At 52.9% G+C, this 18,542-nt stretch carries 19 protein-coding genes; 16 read left to right on the forward strand and 3 right to left on the reverse strand.

Going from position 1 to position 18,542, the window contains the following annotated elements; all coding sequences use genetic code 11:
• The first annotated feature begins 66 nt into the window (after positions 1 to 66).
• The 4 genes from MKY74_RS10040 (at position 67) to MKY74_RS10055 (ending at position 4,881) form a co-directional block, all read left to right on the forward strand.
• Positions 67 to 2,433 (forward strand): endonuclease MutS2, encoded by a 2,367-nt coding sequence (locus MKY74_RS10040; protein WP_076170690.1) that lies wholly within the window; start codon positions 67 to 69, stop codon positions 2,431 to 2,433.
• Positions 2,434 to 2,471: 38 nt separating this feature from the next.
• Entirely contained in the window at positions 2,472 to 2,900 is a 429-nt protein-coding gene (locus MKY74_RS10045) for a DUF350 domain-containing protein (RefSeq protein ID WP_076170688.1), read from the forward strand.
• 103 nt (positions 2,901 to 3,003) lie between these two features.
• Complete coding sequence (locus tag MKY74_RS10050) at positions 3,004 to 3,582, forward strand: hypothetical protein (RefSeq protein WP_084203916.1); 579 nt, start codon at positions 3,004 to 3,006, stop codon at positions 3,580 to 3,582.
• Between the two features lie 78 nt (positions 3,583 to 3,660).
• Complete coding sequence (locus MKY74_RS10055) at positions 3,661 to 4,881, forward strand: MFS transporter (protein ID WP_076170684.1); 1,221 nt, start codon at positions 3,661 to 3,663, stop codon at positions 4,879 to 4,881.
• Positions 4,882 to 5,005: 124 nt separating this feature from the next.
• Here the strand turns inward: MKY74_RS10055 and MKY74_RS10060 are convergent, their stop codons facing one another.
• Positions 5,006 to 6,247: an NAD(P)/FAD-dependent oxidoreductase gene (locus MKY74_RS10060; protein WP_076170682.1), complete on the reverse strand. Its 1,242-nt coding sequence runs from the start codon at positions 6,245 to 6,247 to the stop codon at positions 5,006 to 5,008.
• Between the two features lie 171 nt (positions 6,248 to 6,418).
• On the opposite strand from MKY74_RS10060, the gene MKY74_RS10065 reads away from it, so the two are divergent.
• The 9 genes from MKY74_RS10065 (at position 6,419) to MKY74_RS10105 (ending at position 12,092) form a co-directional block, all read left to right on the forward strand.
• Positions 6,419 to 6,655 carry a hypothetical protein gene (locus MKY74_RS10065; protein WP_076170680.1) on the forward strand — a complete coding sequence of 79 codons (237 nt, stop codon included), beginning with the start codon at positions 6,419 to 6,421 and terminating at the stop codon, positions 6,653 to 6,655.
• 22 nt (positions 6,656 to 6,677) lie between these two features.
• Entirely contained in the window at positions 6,678 to 7,070 is a 393-nt protein-coding gene (locus MKY74_RS10070; RefSeq protein ID WP_076170678.1) for a spore coat protein, read from the forward strand.
• Between the two features lie 247 nt (positions 7,071 to 7,317).
• Entirely contained in the window at positions 7,318 to 7,818 is a 501-nt protein-coding gene (locus MKY74_RS10075) for an Lrp/AsnC family transcriptional regulator (RefSeq protein WP_076170676.1), read from the forward strand.
• 13 nt (positions 7,819 to 7,831) lie between these two features.
• A complete protein-coding gene (locus tag MKY74_RS10080) occupies positions 7,832 to 9,043 on the forward strand; it encodes an aminotransferase class I/II-fold pyridoxal phosphate-dependent enzyme (RefSeq protein WP_076170674.1) in 1,212 nt (403 codons plus the stop codon).
• Positions 9,044 to 9,157: 114 nt separating this feature from the next.
• Positions 9,158 to 9,421, forward strand: a complete 264-nt coding sequence (locus tag MKY74_RS10085) for an aspartyl-phosphate phosphatase Spo0E family protein (RefSeq protein WP_076170672.1) — start codon at positions 9,158 to 9,160, stop codon at positions 9,419 to 9,421.
• Between the two features lie 93 nt (positions 9,422 to 9,514).
• Positions 9,515 to 10,057 (forward strand): hypothetical protein, encoded by a 543-nt coding sequence (locus MKY74_RS10090; RefSeq protein ID WP_076170670.1) that lies wholly within the window; start codon positions 9,515 to 9,517, stop codon positions 10,055 to 10,057.
• 77 nt (positions 10,058 to 10,134) lie between these two features.
• Entirely contained in the window at positions 10,135 to 10,704 is a 570-nt protein-coding gene (locus MKY74_RS10095) for a cob(I)yrinic acid a,c-diamide adenosyltransferase (RefSeq protein ID WP_076170668.1), read from the forward strand.
• Positions 10,701 to 11,717 carry an RluA family pseudouridine synthase gene (locus MKY74_RS10100; protein WP_076170666.1) on the forward strand — a complete coding sequence of 339 codons (1,017 nt, stop codon included), beginning with the start codon at positions 10,701 to 10,703 and terminating at the stop codon, positions 11,715 to 11,717. Before MKY74_RS10095 ends, MKY74_RS10100 begins: the two co-directional genes overlap by 4 nt.
• 15 nt (positions 11,718 to 11,732) lie before the next feature.
• A complete protein-coding gene (locus MKY74_RS10105; protein WP_076170664.1) occupies positions 11,733 to 12,092 on the forward strand; it encodes an arsenate reductase family protein in 360 nt (119 codons plus the stop codon).
• 95 nt (positions 12,093 to 12,187) lie between these two features.
• Here MKY74_RS10105 and MKY74_RS10110 read toward each other — a convergent pair whose 3' ends face one another.
• Both MKY74_RS10110 and MKY74_RS10115 read right to left on the reverse strand, forming a co-directional pair.
• The gene (locus tag MKY74_RS10110; RefSeq protein WP_076170662.1) at positions 12,188 to 13,030 is read right to left on the reverse strand and encodes a hypothetical protein; all 843 of its coding nucleotides are present in this window, start codon (positions 13,028 to 13,030) and stop codon (positions 12,188 to 12,190) included.
• A gap of 24 nt (positions 13,031 to 13,054) precedes the next feature.
• Entirely contained in the window at positions 13,055 to 14,116 is a 1,062-nt protein-coding gene (locus tag MKY74_RS10115) for a Gfo/Idh/MocA family protein (protein ID WP_076170660.1), read from the reverse strand.
• A 314-nt stretch (positions 14,117 to 14,430) separates the two neighbouring features.
• On the opposite strand from MKY74_RS10115, the gene MKY74_RS10120 reads away from it, so the two are divergent.
• The 3 genes from MKY74_RS10120 (at position 14,431) to MKY74_RS10130 (ending at position 18,533) form a co-directional block, all read left to right on the forward strand.
• Positions 14,431 to 15,291: a 5'-3' exonuclease gene (locus MKY74_RS10120; protein WP_076170854.1), complete on the forward strand. Its 861-nt coding sequence runs from the start codon at positions 14,431 to 14,433 to the stop codon at positions 15,289 to 15,291.
• A gap of 171 nt (positions 15,292 to 15,462) precedes the next feature.
• Positions 15,463 to 16,344, forward strand: a complete 882-nt coding sequence (locus MKY74_RS10125; RefSeq protein ID WP_076170658.1) for an ROK family protein — start codon at positions 15,463 to 15,465, stop codon at positions 16,342 to 16,344.
• A gap of 722 nt (positions 16,345 to 17,066) precedes the next feature.
• On the forward strand, positions 17,067 to 18,533 hold the full coding sequence (locus MKY74_RS10130) for an MFS transporter (protein WP_076170656.1): 1,467 nt from the start codon (positions 17,067 to 17,069) through the stop codon (positions 18,531 to 18,533).
• Positions 18,534 to 18,542 lie beyond the last annotated feature (9 nt).

The raw sequence follows: 18,542 nt of genomic DNA on the forward strand, positions 1-18,542 counted from the left end.
AAATGGCGAAGCGGCAAACATTTCGTATATAATAAAGGCATTGCACGAGAGGAGTAGTGAATACTGTTGGACGACAAGATTTTGCATACGCTCGAATACCGCAAGATTTTAGATAAATGCGCTGCCTATACCCAAACCTCAATGGGAAGGGAAGCGGCCGAGTCCTTGAAGCCCGATACCGATCTGGAATCGGTAAAGCGTTTGCTTCAGGCAACCGACGAAGCGTATACCGTGGACCGTCTGAAGGGAAATCCGTCCTTCGGCGGCATCACAGACATCGCCGCTCCGCTGAAGCGCGCCAGAATCGGCGGCACCTTAAGCCCGCACGAGCTGCTGGCCATCGGCAACACCGTGAACGGTTCGAGACGGATCAAGCGGTTCATCGCGAATGTTCACGAGGACGAGCCGATTCCCCTGCTTGAGGGGATCAGTGAAAATTTATCCGAGCAGAAGCCGCTGGAAGATGCTATTAAAGCATGCATCGACGAAAGCGCCGAAGTGCTCGATTCCGCCAGTCCCGGGCTTGCCCAGGTTCGGAGGGAGCTGAGATCCGGCGAGGTGCGGATCCGGGAGAAGCTCGATTCGATGATCCGTTCCTCCAGCGTGGCCAAAATGCTGCAGGACCAGCTCATTACGATCCGGGGGGACCGCTTTGTCATTCCGGTTAAAGCGGAATACCGTTCGTATTTCGGCGGGATCGTGCATGATCAGTCCGGTTCGGGGGCGACGCTCTTTATTGAGCCGGAATCGATCGTGGCGATGAACAACAAGCTGCGCGAAACCCGGATGAAGGAAGAACGCGAAATTGAAATTATTTTGCAAAAACTGACGGCGCTCGTCGGTGAACAAGCGGATCTTCTTCTGCTCGATATCGATCTGCTGGGACAGCTCGACTTTATTTTTGCCAAGGGACGTCTGGCGCATGTCATGAAGGCCAGCCAGCCGAGAATGAACGACCGTGGATACTTGAAGCTGAAGAAAGGACGCCATCCGCTGATCGACATGGAGAAGGTTGTGCCGATCGACGTTGAATTGGGCAACTCGTACACTTCCATTATCGTGACCGGGCCGAATACCGGCGGTAAGACCGTCACGCTGAAGACGATCGGATTGCTGAGCCTGATGGCGATGTCCGGCCTGTTCGTTCCCGCGGAGGAAGGAAGCCAGCTTTGCGTGTTCGACGCCATTTACGCCGATATCGGGGACGAGCAGAGCATCGAACAGAGCTTGAGTACGTTCTCCAGCCATATGACCAATATTATCCGTATTTTGAACCATATGACGCCGAAGAGCCTGGTGCTGCTTGACGAAGTGGGGGCCGGGACCGACCCGGCGGAAGGCTCGGCGCTCGCTATTTCCATTCTGGAGCATATCCACAGCCTGGGCTGCCGGATGGTGGCTACGACCCACTACAGCGAACTCAAGGCTTATGCTTATGAACGCAAAGGCGTCATCAACGCCAGCATGGAATTTGACGTCAACACGCTGAGTCCGACTTACCGGCTCCTCGTCGGCGTTCCGGGACGAAGCAACGCGTTTGCGATTGCGGAGCGGCTCGGACTTCCGCAGGTGATCCTGGATTATGCCCGCGGGGAAGTGAAAGAAGAAGATCAGCGCGTCGAGCATATGATCGCCTCCCTCGAGGAAAACCGGCTGGGCGCCGAAAACGAACGTGAGAAGGCCGAGAAACTGCGCCAGGAAATGGAGCAGCTCCGAAGCCGGCACCAGCAGGAGCTCGAGAAGCTCGAGGAGCAGCGCGACCGGTTGATCGAGAAGGCCCGGGGCGAGGCCAAGGAAGTCATTGCCAAAGCCCGCCGCGAAGCGGAGCAGATCATCGCCGATCTGCGGCAGCTGGCCAAAGAGGAAGGGGCTTCGGTCAAGGAGCATAAGCTGATCGCCGCCCGCCGGCAGCTGGATGAGGCTGAGCCGCAGCAGCGCAAGAAGGGAGCGGCCAAACCGAAGGCCAAGGCCCCGCGCCAAATCGAGCCCGGCGATGAAGTCATGGTCTACAGCCTGAACCAGAAGGGCCATGTCGTGGAGCTGTCCGGCGCGAAGGAGGCCGTGGTGCAGCTCGGCATCATGAAGATGAAGGTCAGCCTGGACGACCTCGAGCTGGTGAATGCGAACAAACCGGCCGAGAAGCAGGTGCAGCGGCATGCGACTACGGTCAAGCGCACGCGGGATGACAACATACGCAGCGAGCTGGATCTGCGGGGCGCGAATCTGGAAGAGGCGCTCATCGAAGTCGACCGTTTTATCGACGAAGCGTTTTTGGGCAACCTCGGCCAAGTATACCTGATTCACGGGAAAGGCACGGGAATTTTGAGACAGGGAATCTCGGAATATCTCCGCAAGCACAAGCATATTAAAAGTTACCGTCTGGGAAATTACGGCGAAGGCGGAACCGGCGTGACGGTGGTTGAGCTTAAATAATATGGGTGTGAGCCTGAATTTCGGCCGGGAACAGGGGGATGTTGGGAGTGAAGAACGGGGCTGATCTGCTGTTGGCCTATCCGATCGGTACGCTGATTGGTTATTTTTCGGTAGCGATTCTGGGCTTGATCGTCTTTCTGTACTGTTTTGAAATCGTGGCGAAGTACAAGTGCTGGGATGAAATCGGACGAGGCAATATTGCCGCCGCTTTGGCTACCGGAGGCAAAATATTCGGCCTTTGCAATGTGCTGAGGTACAGCATCGAGTCCAAAACGTCGATCTATGACATGATGAAGTGGGCCTTCTACGGCTTTCTGCTGCTGTTTATCGCCTACCTGCTGTACGAATTTTTAACCCCGGTGTTTTCCGTGGACGAAGAAATTAAACGGGATAACCGGTCGGTCGGCCTGATCTCTATGCTGATCCCGGTGTCCCTTTCATATGTGATTGGAGCCTGTTTAATGTAGGAGGAACACATGAAAAATTTGGCGAGGATTTTGTTCGTCGCTGCGGTCGCCTTCTTTGTTGTGGGCGTCGTATATTTGATGAAACATTAAGGAGATGGATCATATGGAAACCACGGTTTGCCCTTGGTGCCAGACGGAAATCGTATGGGACGAGGAACTGGGCCCCGAGGATGAATGCCCTTACTGCCACAATGAGCTGAAAGGTTACCGGACGCTGAGCATCCAGCTGGGTGCGGATGAAGAGGAAGCGGACGTAGACGAGGAGCATGAGGGAATCGAAGGTACGGATTGGGAGCTTCCTGAGGATGACGATAAAGCCGTTCCTTTTTGGAATCAGGAAGACATGCAGCAGCTGCCTCCGTCGATCCGGACGCTCGATAAGTATGAAGACAGCCATGACCTCATGAACTACGAGGAGACAGTGGAGCAAATTCTGGATGAGCAGGAGGAAGTGCCGGAATGCCCGAAATGCCGGGATTATATGGTGCTTGCCGGCACGCATCAGGTGGGAGAACAATTTAAGCCCGCGGCTTTCGGCGTGCTCCAAGGTCCGGTATTGACTCCGCCTTTTCAAGTTCAAATGTATATTTGCACGGGATGCTTCCATGTCGAATACAATCTGGCCGAGGAAGACCGGCTGCGGATGGTCGACCACTTGAGCCAAGAGAAGAAGAATTCGTAAAAAAAGCAAACCGACCGATGATTTGCCCCCTTTTAGGGAACTACTAATGAGGTAGACCCGGATATGAAGGGGGTAATTATGAAATCAAAATCATCTGCGCGGCTGAACCGGCAAACGATACTGCTGCTTGCCGTTAACGGGCTGATCGTTTTATCCGGCGCCTTGTCGGGCACGTTTCTCAACGTATATCTATGGAAAAGCAAACAGGATTACGCGATGATCGGATGGTTTACCGTCGCCCAGCAGCTGGCCGTCGGGCTCACCTTTTGGCTGGCAGGCAAATGGGTGAAGGAGTATAACAAAATGAACGCCCTCAGGCTGGGGATCGGGCTGACGGGCCTTTTTTATTTGCTGGTTCTGTGGGTTGGGGAAAAGGCCATTTATTATATTTGGCCGCTTGGGATACTGCTCGGGATTGCGATCGGGCTGTTCTGGATTGCTTTTAACGTGGTGTATTTCGAAGTCACCGATCCTGAGAACCGGGACCTGTTTAACGGGTGGGTCGGCCTGCTCGGCTCCATTACGGGCATTGTCGGGCCCTGGTTTTCCGGCCTGCTGATTTCCATGCTGAAGGGCGACCGGGGGTATCGGATTATTTTTACGACGTCCCTGATCATTTATGCGCTCGGCGTGGTGCTGAGCTTCTTTTTGAAAAAGAGGAAAAAGGGCGGAACCTATGCCTGGCTCGAGCCTGTGAAGCAGCTGAAGGACAAAGGCAGCCCCTGGCGGCTTATGGCCCCCGGTCTGGCGGCACAGGGGATTCGGGAAGGGGTGTTCGCCTTTCTGATCAATCTCCTTGTGTTTGTTGCCACGAAACAGGAGTCGAAGCTGGGGCAGTTCTCGCTCATTACGTCCGCGGTCTCCCTGGCAACGTACTGGCTGGCGGGCAAATGGTTTAAACCGGCCTACCGGAGCGCGGGCATGCTGGTGGGCGCCCTGCTGCTGTGGGTAGTCATGGTACCGCTGATCTGGAAGGTCAATTATTTCACCCTGCTGCTGCTCGGCATAGGTACGGCTATCTTTATGCCGCTGTACATCCTGCCGATGGTCTCATCCGGCTTCGACTTGATGGGGACCAGCGACGAAAACGTGGAAAAGCGGGTCGAGCTGGTCGTTCTGCGTGAGCTCAGTCTGATGGTCGGCCGCCTTCTCGGTACGATAATATTCATCATCGTGCTGTCCTTCAGCAAAGACCAGAGCACCATTACCGTGCTGATGCTCGTGCTCGGCGCATCACCGATCCTCAGCTGGATCTGCGTGAGACGACTGCTCAAGCCGGGGAAATCGGCACGCACTTGAACAATCGTGTTACACAGCTTACACAGCAAATCCCCTGATTCCTTCATTCGGAGTCAGGGGATTTTCTGTAGGGAAGAGTTCTAACTTCTGGAAGAACATACTGGCTGCAAGGTTTATCTGCCAATCAGGAGCCGGGAACCTGAGCATTGGGGGACGGTTTGGAGGTCCGCTCCAATGAGAAAATGTCCAGCTCGGGGCGCGTTTTCCCGCAAAGAACATCACTTAACAGTTCCGCCGCAATCATGCAGTAGACCGTCCCGTTGCCGCCATAGGCCTCAATAAAATAACTGTGAGGATACCGGGAATGCGGACCGATCATGGGCAGTCCGTCGTGGGTGAGCCCGAACAGCGAAGCCCATGCATAGTCGGCTTGGATGCCGGCATAACGGGGGAAAAGGGCTTTGATCTCGTTCAGCAGCATTTCGCTTTTATGCCGGATTCGTCCTTCCCTCTCCTCCGGATCGACCGGATGCTCGTCCAGGCCCCCTGCTACGATGCGGTTGTCCGGGGTGGTCCGCATATAAAGGTACGGCCGTGCCGTCTCCCAGATGAGGCAGCGCTCGTGCCAACCGGTAAAATCGGGTACGGGGCTCGTGACGATCGCATAGGTGGTCTGGAGCAGCGCGTTTCGGTCCGGTTTCTCCTCCTGCGTTTCATAGCCGCCCGCATGGACGACTTTCCGGGCAAAAATACGGCGGTTCCGCGTATAACAAACAACGCCGTCTTCTCCATACTCCAAATGAATCACCGGGCTGTTTTCGTACACCCGTATCCCATGATCCACTGCATACTGGACGAGGGCGTGCACAAACCGGAAAGGGTTGACTTCGGCATCGCCGGTCGTATACAACGCCGCGGGCTTGGAGAAGGGGAACCGCGAAGCGATATCGGCCTGATTCCAATAAGACGCTGCAAAGCCGTGCCTGTGAAGGGTTTCATATTCCTCTTTGAGGTAAGGCACATCCTCTTCGCTGCTTGCGTAATACAGGCTGCTGCGGGAAATAAACTCGGGTTCCAGTTTGAGACCGCTGGCTGCTTCCTTGAGCTTGCTCATCGCGTCCCTGCACATTTGATAAAAGGTGATGCCGGCCTGCTCGCCAAACGTATGGATGATGGAGGTCAATGATTTATCGTTGAAGCTTTGAAGCAGTCCGGTATTGGCTGAAGAGCTTCCTTCAGCGATCCGTCCCTTTTCCAGCAGAACCACCTGAAGATTGGTCCCGGACAGCTTGTGGGCGAGAAGGGCTCCACCCATCCCGCCGCCAATGATCAGCACGTCGCAGGAGAGATCTTCATCAAGTTCCGGATAAGCGGGTGCCGGCTTCAATGTAGAAGGCCATGCCAAATTCCCTTTATTCAGAATCATATGTGTGTTTCGCCCCTTATCGGTAGTATTCAAAGTATTTGCTCTGCATGCACAATTTATAGCTGTTCCGGCAGATCGGCCGGTGGAAGAGGCCATGCCTGACAATACATAGAAAACCTTCCCCGGGACATAATACGGATGGAGTTAGAGATATCCAGAGGAGGAATACCGATGCAGTCCAATCAAATGCAGGCGATTACCGGCAAGGAGCTGGAATATATCGTCGATTCGATTTCCAATGAGGATCTGTTGATCAAGCAGTGTGCGGCAACGGCCGCTGCTACGCAGAACCCGACGATTCAGCAGGCGTGCCAGCAATACATCCGGTCGCTGGACCACCATATCGATTTGCTCGTTCAGGCCATTCAGCAGCACCAGCCGCTGGCGCCGACGAGTCCCCAACAATGATAGCTTAGGAGGCATTAGCGCAATGTATTATCAAACTTCCAATAACTCGCAGTTCATGCAGGACGAGGACCTCTTGTACACAATCCTGGCCGATCTGAAAAGAACGGTCCGCGAATACACCACGGCAACGACGGAATCCTCCTGTCCGACCGTGCGGCAATTGTTTACGCAGCTGACGAACGATACGCTCCGCATGCAGGGAGAATTATACAATCTGATGAAGCAGCTGAATATGTACTCCACGTCATCTAAGGCGCTTCGCCAAGATGTGGACAAGTCGATTCAGGATGCGCGCAATTTGCAGCAAAAGAACCGTCAGTTCGTGCAGCAAAAAACAAGCAGCATGGGCCAATATGCCCAGGCATCCAATCCGTACCAGCAGCAGCAAAGCTCCCAAAACCCGTATTACATGTAATTTGGGTATGTTGCAGGCGCCGTTTAGTTCTCATGTGCGGCGTCACCAAGCGGATAACAATAAGTACCCAAAATCCTGCTTCTATGAAGCATGGACCCATTTTGCCGTCTCCATTTCGGCCCACGCCGGGGAGACGGTTTTGCTTTGCATGCATGATAATTTCATGTAATATTAGTATTAATCTCGAACCCGGGTCCTTGTCGTAATAGTGAAGAAGGCCCGTGGAACAAGCGCTGGAGGATGCTGTATGAAACAACTGACGGATTTGAAACTGAAGGTCCTCGACCTGTTGAACGAAGACGCGAGACGGTCCCCGGCCCTGCTGGCAACGCTTATCGGCGTTGAAGAGGAAGCGGTCAAGGAAGCGATCGCGGAGCTGGAACAAGACCATGTCATCGTAAAATATGCGGCGGTCGTGAACTGGAGCAAGATTGAAGACGAGACGGTAACCGCCTTGATCGAAGTGCAGATTACGCCCGAGCGCGGGCGGGGCTTTGAAGGGATCGCGGAGCGGATCTATTTGTATCCGCAGGTCAAATCCGTGTATCTCATGTCGGGAGCCTACGACCTTCTTGTGGAAGTGGAAGGGCGCAACCTGCGGGAAGTGGCCAACTTCGTTTCCGAGAAGCTGTCGCCAATTGATTCGGTATTGTCGACGAAGACAAATTTCATTTTGAAGAAATATAAGCAGGACGGAATTATTTTTGAAGACCGTGAAGAAGATAACCGTCTCATGATCTCACCGTAAAGGAAGATGTGTCATGATCGTGAATGAAGAAACGAAGAAACAGCAGAATTCGAAATCGATGCAATCGTATTTGGCTCCTTTGGTCCGCGATATTCCGCCATCCGGAATCCGCCGATTTTTTGACCTGGCTGAAGGAAGCAAGGACATTATTACACTGGGCGTAGGGGAACCGGACTTCACGACTCCATGGCATGTGAGAGAAGCCTGCGTATATTCCCTTGAGCGGGGGCGCACGGCCTACACCTCCAACGCCGGGATGATCGAACTCCGGGAAGCTATCGCCCAGTATTTGTATGACAGCTTTCAGGTCTCCTACCAGCCGTCCAATCAGATTCTAGTGACCGTCGGCGGCAGCGAGGCGATCGATCTGGCGCTGCGGGCTCTGATCGTGCCTGGGGACGAAATTCTCATCCCCGAGCCCTGCTACGTATCCTATTCCCCGATCACCTCGATCGGCGGCGGGGTTCCGGTTGGCATCGAGACGTTCGCAGAGAACGACTTCAAGCTGACGGCTGAGGCGCTTGAGGCCAAAATCACGCCGAAGTCCAAGGTGCTGATTTTGTGCTACCCGAGCAATCCGACCGGCGCCATCATGACGTATGAGGACTGGCTGCCGATCGCCAAAGTGGTGGAGAAGCATGATTTGATCGTCATTTCTGACGAGATCTATGCCGAACTGACGTATACGCAAAAGCATGTCAGCTTTGCCTCGATTCCGGGTATGATGGACCGGACGGTTCTGGTCAGCGGCTTTTCCAAGGCGTTCGCCATGACCGGCTGGCGTATGGGCTATGCCTGTGCCCATCCCGACCTGATCGCCGCCATGCTGAAGATTCACCAGTACACAGTCATGTGCGCACCGGTGATGGGTCAGGTGGCCGCGCTGGAGGCGCTGACCAACGGGCTGGAAGAAAAGGACCGGATGATCGAGTCCTACAACCAGCGGCGCCGTTTGATCGTGCAGGGCTTCGTCGATATCGGACTGCCGTGTCATGAGCCGCAAGGTGCCTTTTATGCCTTCCCTAGCATCGCTGAGACCGGGCTGTCCTCGGATGAGTTCGCCCAGCGCCTGCTGATGGAAGCAAAGGTCGCTGCTGTGCCTGGAACGGCTTTCGGGCAAGGGGGGGAAGGCTTTCTCCGCTGCTCGTACGCCACCTCCGTCGCCCAGCTGACCGAGGCACTGGAGCGCATTGGAGAATTTGTCCACAAACTGAAAACCAGCTGAACAATAATTCCCTGTTTCTAGTAGAATTTAACATAAATTTCACTTTTATTTATTTATTTGTATGTTATAATTCTATTTTGGGAGCAAAAATTGACTTGCCAAGGAGGGATGACCTTGTTTTGCGCTGAATACGATTTGCCTGCATTCCGCGGACATTACGCAGCTGAAGGCAGCAATAATGTAAAATGGTCAACCAAAACGACAGATCAGACGAAAACTTTATCCTTGGAAGACGAAATCATGATGCTCCGCAAAAAAATGGAACAGATCTTTATGCAGGAACAGTCTTTTACATCGGAAATCGTAATCGAAATCAGCAGTTTGCTGGATTTGAAAATAAACGAATATATGAAAAGCTGCCCGAAGAAGAAGTCTTAATCGGCAGTAGGAAGACCCCGGAACGGGGTCTTCTTTTTTTCTCTCATCAGGTTGTGATATATTGAACCTATCGGAGAAAAGGGGGAGCAGGAGTTGAAGGTATACGGGAAGCTGGCGCTGCTGGTTGTCTTTGCCGTCTTATTGCTGACGGGCTGCGGCAAGGGAGATAAAAACGCGTTATCGGTCTTTATGATTGACAATCAATCCGATCCGTCTCAGGTATATGAGAAGGTGCAGGACAAGCTTCAGGAAGTGATGGGACCCGACCTGAAGGTCAAAGTATCGGCAAGTCCGATTTATAACCCGGAGAAGCTGATGGTTGAATATGCTGCCGGCGGGCATGACATCATTTTTCTGCCGGAGGACGATATGAAGAATTATGCCAAAATGGGCGGTCATACCGTGCTGGATTCGTATTTTGACCCGAAAAAATATCCGGATGGCGTGTTCGCGAGCAACGAGGAAAAAGAAGACGGCACGACGGATACGACCGAGCATCTGTACGGTATCCCCGTTCGTGAAATGAAATTTTTCAAAGACCAGAAATACGTTCCGGAGAAGCTGTACGCCACAATCCCGATCTCGGCCAAGTCGGTCGACAATGCGGTAAAGGCGCTTAAGGCATTGACGGAGTAAAGAAGCCAGCACAAGGGACGCGGCTTCCGCGATTCCTTTGATGTATGATATAACGCGATAAAGGGGAGAAGAAGCTGGTGAGAATCTACACACGCACAGGCGATGAAGGCGAAACATCCGTCATTGGCGGGCGCGTTTTGAAGGATGACCTGCAGGTGGAGGCTTACGGCACGATTGATGAGCTGAACTGCTTTGTGGGCCAGGCGATCAGCCTGATGGAAGCGGAGTCATTGCAGGACCTGAAAGAAAATATGATCGAGATTCAGCATGAGCTGTTTGACTGCGGCTCCGACCTGGCATTTGTGAAGCTGAGCGAGAGCAAATACAAGGTCGGTCCCGACAAAGTGACACGTCTTGAGCAGTGGATGGATGCTTATATGGAGGAGACGCCGGAGCTGGAGCGCTTTATTCTGCCTGGAGGCACCCTGCTGGCATCCACGCTGCATGTATGCCGAACGGTCTGCCGCCGCGCAGAGCGCCGAGTCGTGACGCTGGGGCGGGAGAAAGAAATTAATCCCGACGTACGCAGGTATTTGAACCGTCTGTCGGACTACTTCTTCGTTGTGGCCCGGACGGCCAACGCCCGCAGCGGCGTGGCGGATATCGAATACGTGCGCAGCAAAAAGGTATTCGGACGGAAAAAATGAGCGAATACTATCCCCCGATTTCATATACCGTCCCGCCTTCGGAAGACGGGTGGCTGCTGAAGACGATTCTGCAGAAGAGACTCCACGTATCCCGCAAGCTGCAGTCCCGCCTGAAGCTGACGGAACAGGGGATTACCGTGAATGGCCAAAGAGTGTACATCAGCGTTCCGGTCAGGGATGGGGATGTGGTGGAAATCCGGATGGAGAAAGAAATTTCGGATGATATTCTGCCAGAGCCCATTCCTTTTCGCATTTTGTACGAGGATGAGCACCTGCTGATCGTGAACAAGGAAGCCGGCATCATCGTGCATCCGACGCACGGACACTATACGGGAACCTTGGCGAACGGCGTGGTTCACTATTGGCGGGACAAGGGCGAGGCGTTCCGCTTCCGAGCCGTGCACCGGCTGGACCAGGAAACTTCGGGCGTGATCGCTATCGCCAAAAATCCGTATGTCCACCAGCATATTTCGGAGCAAATGATCGCAAACGAGGTGGACAAAAGGTACCTGGCCCTCGTTCATGGCGTTCCGTCTCCGGAAGAAGGGGAGGTGGACGGACCGATCGACCGCGACCCGGAAGAGCCGCATCGGCGTATCGTCACGCCTGACGGGTATCCATCGCTGACGCGGTATCAGGTCGTTGAGGCGTACGGCTCGTCTTCTTCGCTCGTTCAGCTGAAGCTGGAAACAGGCAGAACCCACCAGATCCGCGTCCATATGACCAGCATCGGCTGCCCGCTGATCGGCGATAAGCTGTACCGGCATCCGGTCTACCGGATGCTTCCGCCTGAGGAAGAGGGGGCCCCGGAGACCGTTCTGCCGCAGGGATTAACCCCATCCGAGCGGACCGTGGTGCTGCTGGATCACAGCATTTCGCGGCAGGCGCTCCACGCCTGGGAGCTGTCCTTCCAGCATCCCGTCACCCGGGAGCGGATGACCTTTCAGGCACCGCTGCCGCCCGACATGACCCGCCTTATTGGCGAGGCGAAGCAACATGAACTTGATCAATGAAAAGAGTGAGTAACGATGAGCAAATTGAAAGTATACCATTATCCCAAATGCGGTACGTGCCGCAGTGCGGTTAAATGGCTGGAAGCGCACGGCCACGAGCTGGAGCTCCAGCATTTATGGGAGGAGCCGCCGGCTCCGGACGAGCTGTCCCGCTTGGTCGAGAAGAGCGGGCTGGATTTGAAGAAGTTTTTTAATACCAGCGGAGAGGTGTACAAGGAGCTGGGTTTGAAGGACAAGCTGCCGGCCATGAGCCGGGACGAGCAGATCAAGCTGCTGTCCAGTAACGGCCGGTTGATCAAACGTCCGATCGTAACCGACGGCAGCAAGGTGATGGTCGGCTTTAAAGAGGACATGTACGAGGAGAACTGGGCGTAGCCTGGGATTCCGTAAAAAACGGTGGCATGACCGACAGGGGAGGGTCCTAGCATTTCCCTGAGGCTTTGCCACCGTTTTGTTTGTTGTTCGAGGATCTATTCCGAAGGGAGCTCTACCCATTGATAGGGCGTTTCCTTCGCCTTAAAGCCCTGTTCTATGATCGTGATGACTGCTACCGTCTCGGCCGGATCGACAGGCGGAACGCCGGTTTCAAAGAAGCGGACGAGTGCCCCAGCGAACAGCCCGAAATAATCGGAGTCCGCTTTCAGCATGTTCGTCTCACCGGATGTATAGCTGACCGTCAGCGAAAAGGGACATCCCCCGCCGAGATGATGGATCTCGGCCTGGCGGCCCCCGCTGAATCCTATCAGCCACGACGGGGCGTGAGGCGTTCCGGTATACATCATCCGGCGGACGCCGGGACCCAGCAGCGAGACGATCGGTTCGATCTGGTGGATCGAATAGTTGTCGTACCGCCCCGGCCCGAAGCTGATGATGTTTTCGATGCCGGCGCGCTCGGCCCCGGCGTACTCCGCGGCGAAGCGAAGCGCCGAGCTGGAGAACAGCGGCGTGCCGTGCTGCTCAGCTAGATTGAACAGGCGCCGAGCGGTCTGGCGGTCCGGGGCAAAGGTTTTGTCAATATAGGTAGGCTTGCCGGATTGAAGCGGAAGCTGGGCGAGTGGCTCGTGGTACTGCGGATGGTCGGGCGAAAGGACAATGATGTAATCGCTTCGATCCACGACCTCGGCAATCGAAGGGAGCAGCTCGATCCCTTTGTCTTCACTCCACTGCACGTTGGTGCGCCCGGAAGGCGAATCGGCCATTCCATAGGCATAGGCCACCTTCATGGTGCCGCCCGATGCCTGTTCAATCCATTTCGGATAATGCTCGGCATGCCATTCATCGAGGTAATAATCGATAAAACCGATCGTTTTCAAGCAGCAATCCCCCTCAGTCGCTTATTACAGCTCGATCTCCCTGCGCTGCTCGGAAGAGTCGTAGATCGCCTGAATCATCTTGGAGGTGACGATGACGGTATCGATATGGGATGGCAGCTTTACGCCGGTTTGGATGCATTCGAGAAAGCCGTTGATTTCGTTTTCGAAATGGTCGCTCGTTGAATACTTGGGCTTCGTTTCCAGCAAAGCTCCGTCCTTGGCCCCGTAAATGGTGAAGTCGCCTCCGTATTGTAGGCGGATCCCTGCTTTGTCGCCCAGAAAATCGATGTAGGTTTCGGGCGTGCCGATGTTCTGCGCCCAGGCGCCGTTAATCGTAATGCCCGGCCCTTCGGTGCGGATCATGGCCGTGACGAAGTCATCGACATCATACGTACCGGCGTAATTCGGGGGCCCTGCCCACATGTTCAGGTAGGCGTAATTCGGCAGGTCCCGCCCCAGCTTGGAGTAAGCCTGGCCGGATACCGTCAACGGGCGCGGATCGCCGGCGCAGTACATGACGATGTCCAGATAATGGACGCCCCAATCGATAAGGACGCCTCCGCCGGCAATTGATTTGGTGGTAAATGCGCCGCCAAGTCCCGGAATGGAGCGGTGAGCGCGGAAGCTTGCATAGATATGGTACAGTTCGCCAAGCTCGCCGCTTTCGATCAGGTTTTTGATCATGTTCACGCTTTTGTTGAATCGGTTCACGACCCCGATATTCAGCACTTTGCCCGTTTCGTGCTGCACTTTCTGCATCTCCAGCGCTTCCGCGTAGGTGCGGGCCGCAGGTTTTTCGCACAGGACATGCTTGCCCGCCCGCAAAAAATCGATGGAGATGGCGGCATGAGCATCGTTAGGGGTACATACGGAGACGGCATCGATCTCGGGATCGTCCAGAATGTCACGGTAATTTTCCACGGCGGTGCCGCATTCATAATCCTTGACCGCCTGCTCCGCCTTCTTCTTGTCCGAGTCGCAAAAATATTTGATTTCGGCGTCCGGATGTTTCAAATAGTTGGGGATATGCGCCGCTCTGGCAATGGTCCCGCAGCCGATGACAGCAACCTTGATCGTTTTTCCCATATTCATTCCTCCTGCTTGTTAGGTGGGTTTATCCTTTTCAAGATTCGATATTTGGAGAATAACTCCTGCCGGATGATTCAGGATGAAGGGAGATCTTCTTCACAAATTTTATGTTACAGGCTGTCTGGTTTATGACTTGAACGGGTGGGACAAAAAGGCAGGAATAAGCCGGGAATGGTGATAACAGGAAGGGCCTTATGCCCTGGCGGATATGCTATACTAGAGGAAGCAGTGCCGAACCTTGGAATCCAGGGGAAACAGGCAGACAAGGGGAGAAACAAGAAGTGACAGCAAATGAACAACGCCAATCCGTGATGCTCGTGGATGGCATGGCCTTATTATTCAGAGCTTATTTCGCGACCGCGTCCAGCGGCTACATTCGCCGCACGAAGGCGGGGGTTCCGACAAACGCGATCTATGGCTTTATTCGTTATTTTTGGGATGCAGTGCAAACGTTTAATCCGACCCATGTGGTCTGCTGCTGGGACCTCGGCGGCGGCACGTTCCGCGGACAGCAGTTTGCCGCTTACAAGGGCAACCGTCCGGACGCCCCGGACGATCTGATTCCGCAGTTTTCGATGATCCGCGACGTGATGGACAGCCTCGGCGTTCCGAATATCAGCGCGGAAGGGTATGAAGCGGACGACTGCATCGGGACGCTGGCCGACCAGTTCGGACGGGAGATGGACGTGATGGTCCTGTCCGGCGATAACGATTTGCTGCAGCTCGTCAGCGATCGGACGTCGGTCATTATTATGAAAAAAGGGCACGGCAATTATAAGGTGTATACACCGGAATCCCTGTATGAAGAGAAGCAGCTGCGCCCGCGGCAGATTATCGACGTGAAGGCGCTCATGGGCGATACGAGCGACAATTACCCCGGCGTGAAGGGCATCGGCGAGAAAACGGCGATCAAGCTTGTGCAGGAATACGAATCCGTTGAAGGGATTCTCGAAAATCTGGACCAGCTGTCCAAAAGTGTCCGCGCCAAGATTGAGGCTGACCTCGATATGCTGCACCTGTCGCGCAAGCTGGCCGAGATTCACTGCTGCGTGCCCGTCGCCTGCTCGCTGGATGTGTGCCAGTTGTCGCTCGATCACCATCAGGTGATCAGCAAGTTTGAAGAACTGGAAATGAAGAGCCTGTGTTCTCTTATGGGACTGGCCATCAGCTAAACGGGTACAGAGTGCTGGCGTTTTTGGAGCGCCGGCTCTTTTGTGCTCTAGTCGATTGACTTTCAAGGATTAACTGGGCTATAATGCCCGTGATTGTTTTGATATAAAGATAGAAGGTATATGGCATTTATACAGGGCTTGGGAGGCCCGCTGCAGGAGGGAACGACTACGATGAGTTTATTAGGAGCAATTGAAGCAGGGGGAACGAAATTCGTATGCGGAATCGGCCAAGAGGACGGTACCGTTGTGGAACGGATCAGCTTCCCGACTACGACGCCGGAGGAAACGATGGCCCAGGTGGTCGATTTTTTTAAGGGCAAAGACATCGCGGCGATCGGAGCAGGTTCATTCGGGCCGATTGACCCCGTGAAGGGAAGTCCTACATACGGACGGATTACGACGACGCCGAAACCTTATTGGAGCAATTTCGATATGGTCGGACATTTGCGCTCTCACTTCGATCTGCCGATCGAATTTGATACCGATGTGAACGGGGCCGCCTTGGGCGAAGCGACTTGGGGAGCAGCCCAGGGGCTCGAAAGCTGCCTGTACATTACCGTTGGCACGGGCATCGGAGCTGGTGCGGTTGTGGGCGGCGAGCTGATCCATGGCCTGTCCCATCCGGAAATGGGACATATTCTGGTCCGCCGTCATCCGGAGGACAAATTCGAAGGCTTCTGCCCATATCATGGCGATTGCCTGGAGGGGCTGGCAGCCGGACCATCCTTGTCCAAACGCTGGGGCATTCCGGGTGCGGAATTGACGCCGGACCATCCGGCTTGGGCTATGGAAGCTTACTATCTCGCTCAGGCGCTGATGAACTACATTTTGATTCTGTCTCCGCAAAAAATCGTCATGGGCGGCGGCGTCATGAAACAGCTGCAGCTGTTCCCGCTGATTCATGCCGAGCTGCGCAAACAGCTGAACGGCTACGTACAGGTTCCAGCCATCATGGACGATATCGAGAATTACATCGTTCCGCCTCAGCTTGGCGACAACGCCGGCCTGTGCGGCGCGCTCGCGCTCGCCAAGAAGGCGCTGGCTGCGGGTTAAGCCTAAGGTTTGATCGACTGACGGGCTTTCATGAGATGGCTTGCACCGAAAAAAAGGAAAGAGGGCTGAAGAGCCCTCTTTTTGCATTTATGCCGAATGAAGTTTAGACGCATCCCTGAATCATTTCGGTAGAATTTTTTAACACGTGACAGGAAAAATAACAGAAATTATAAGTTTGAGCCCGTATTTATAAATAATTACGGGTTTTTTATGTTTTCTGGACTGATACAGATGGGTGAAACTGGACACAAATACAATGTTATATTGGGTCGCGTATTCAACGATTGTCTAGAGGGATGATTTCAGGGTATTAACATTTTTCGTTTGGAGTTTCTCTTCCGATTGAGCTGCTCCGAGATGATTAATAAATCGTGCCAAAAGTAGTGAATATTATAAATGTCTAAATCATGAAGTTGAAAATTGATAATGATTGTGTTAAATTTATTATTAGTTGGTTTGATGAACGAACTAATGTAAGTTCAAGGTTGTAATTTATCAGGGGAAAAATAATGAGTGGGAAGATGAATAAGAAATTGAGCTGTTTTTTATTTAAAAATAAAAGTTTTATGTGAGTTTGTAAAAATGTAAGGGCTTTTATTTGGTTTCGTATTCCCATCTTTCCCCTAACGAAGTGAGAGGATTAACGAGGTTTAGAAGTTTAGTGAAGTGAAAAGTAAATCTAATATGGTGGTAAAATTTACATCTTAGAAGGAGTTTTCATCATGAGCGATAACACAAATAAAGTTCAGCAAAATGAGTATCACAAGCTCAGTCTTGCTGAACGTCTTGGCTATGGTTTTGGAGACTTTGCTCAAAACCTTGTCTTTGGAACAGTTGGAGGCTTCCTTGCCCTCTACATGACGACTGTTAATGCTATCGGTACAGCAACAGCAGGTTTTATTTTCGCCATAGTCCGGATCATCAATGTTATCTGGGATCCAATGGTCGGAACCTATGTCGATAAACGCTCATCAAAAGCCGGTAAATATCGTCCTTGGCTACTTCGTGCAGGCATTCCGCTCGTTATTTTGGCTGCGCTGCTGTTTGCGCCGATTCCTGCGATTCGCGACTCTGTGCCCTATGCCTTCATCACTTATCTCTTGCTTGACTTGGTTTATTCCGTCGTCAATATTCCTTACGGCTCGTTGAACGCTTCATTAACCCGCGATCCTAAATCTGTAGACCAAATCACAACGACGCGTATGATGCTTGCAAACGGTGCCAATCTTCTTGTCTATACATTGTTCCCAATGTTTGTTCAAATGGCTGCCCCTAAAGATCGTGAACTCAAAGACACTGGCTTATTTGGACTAAAACTTCATATGGGAACTTACACTGACCCTTCTGCAGGTCATGCTTGGTTTGGCGTTTATGCCGTTTATATGGTTATTGGAGCCATTGCGCTGTTCTTCTGCTACAAGCTGACGAAAGAACGCGTTGTCGCCAATGCTGAACAATCGGCACATGTTAAAGTCTCTGATTTCTTTGTTGAATTTAAGAATAATAAGCCATTGGTTATCCTGGGAATGTTCTTCATGTTGGCATTTACATTTATGTTCTTCATGAATACGGTTAACGGATATTTTAACCAATACACTGTCGATCACTCGGAGTGGATGGGGGCTGTGGGGCTGATTGCCTCCATACCTGGTATCGCTTTTGCAGCATTCTGGCCAAAACTTAAGAAAGTATTGGGTAAAAAGGGCTTCTTCTATTTCTTCCTCGGTATGTTTGTGGCCGGCGAAATCCTGACTTGGGTTTGGAGTCTTGACGGTATGCACGATCAACTTTGGTTAGCGTATGTTTCAACATTCATCAAGCAGTGGGGGTTAACTTCAGCGACTGGTTTCATGTGGGCCCTTGTTCCTGAAGTGGTTTCATATGGCGAGTTGAAGTCGGGGAAACGTAATGCGGCTATTATCAACGCGATTATGGGGCTGTTCTTCAAGATTGGCTTCACGATTGGCGGTGCCGTTCCACTGTGGTTCCTTGCCGCTTACGGATTTGACGAACATGCCGATCACCAAACAGCTCTCGCCGTCTCAGGAATTAATACGACTGCTATTTGGATACCTGCTGCTCTTGCTGTTGTTGCTATGATTGTGATGAGATTCTATCCATTGTCTGATAAAGACGTTGACAGCATTAACAAACAACTTGACGCAAAACGCGCTGAAATGAAAGCGTAAAGGTAACAC

This window comes from Paenibacillus sp. FSL R5-0378 (assembly GCF_038009285.1).
Lineage (GTDB): Bacteria > Bacillota > Bacilli > Paenibacillales > Paenibacillaceae > Paenibacillus_AQ > Paenibacillus_AQ favisporus.

What these genes read in the sequence shown, in the direction of transcription:
- MKY74_RS10100 (WP_076170666.1), top strand. Translation starts at nt 10,701, where the DNA reads ATGAGCGAATACTATCCCCCGATTTCATATACCGTCCCGCCTTCGGAA.
- MKY74_RS10080 (WP_076170674.1), top strand. Translation starts at nt 7,832, where the DNA reads ATGATCGTGAATGAAGAAACGAAGAAACAGCAGAATTCGAAATCGATG.
- MKY74_RS10065 (WP_076170680.1), top strand. Translation starts at nt 6,419, where the DNA reads ATGCAGTCCAATCAAATGCAGGCGATTACCGGCAAGGAGCTGGAATAT.
- MKY74_RS10060 (WP_076170682.1), bottom strand. Translation starts at nt 6,247, where the DNA reads ATGATTCTGAATAAAGGGAATTTGGCATGGCCTTCTACATTGAAGCCG.
- MKY74_RS10070 (WP_076170678.1), top strand. Translation starts at nt 6,678, where the DNA reads ATGTATTATCAAACTTCCAATAACTCGCAGTTCATGCAGGACGAGGAC.
- MKY74_RS10050 (WP_084203916.1), top strand. Translation starts at nt 3,004, where the DNA reads ATGGAAACCACGGTTTGCCCTTGGTGCCAGACGGAAATCGTATGGGAC.
- MKY74_RS10105 (WP_076170664.1), top strand. Translation starts at nt 11,733, where the DNA reads ATGAGCAAATTGAAAGTATACCATTATCCCAAATGCGGTACGTGCCGC.
- MKY74_RS10055 (WP_076170684.1), top strand. Translation starts at nt 3,661, where the DNA reads ATGAAATCAAAATCATCTGCGCGGCTGAACCGGCAAACGATACTGCTG.
- MKY74_RS10115 (WP_076170660.1), bottom strand. Translation starts at nt 14,116, where the DNA reads ATGGGAAAAACGATCAAGGTTGCTGTCATCGGCTGCGGGACCATTGCC.
- MKY74_RS10130 (WP_076170656.1), top strand. Translation starts at nt 17,067, where the DNA reads ATGAGCGATAACACAAATAAAGTTCAGCAAAATGAGTATCACAAGCTC.
- MKY74_RS10125 (WP_076170658.1), top strand. Translation starts at nt 15,463, where the DNA reads ATGAGTTTATTAGGAGCAATTGAAGCAGGGGGAACGAAATTCGTATGC.
- MKY74_RS10045 (WP_076170688.1), top strand. Translation starts at nt 2,472, where the DNA reads ATGTTGGGAGTGAAGAACGGGGCTGATCTGCTGTTGGCCTATCCGATC.
- MKY74_RS10075 (WP_076170676.1), top strand. Translation starts at nt 7,318, where the DNA reads ATGAAACAACTGACGGATTTGAAACTGAAGGTCCTCGACCTGTTGAAC.
- MKY74_RS10120 (WP_076170854.1), top strand. Translation starts at nt 14,431, where the DNA reads ATGCTCGTGGATGGCATGGCCTTATTATTCAGAGCTTATTTCGCGACC.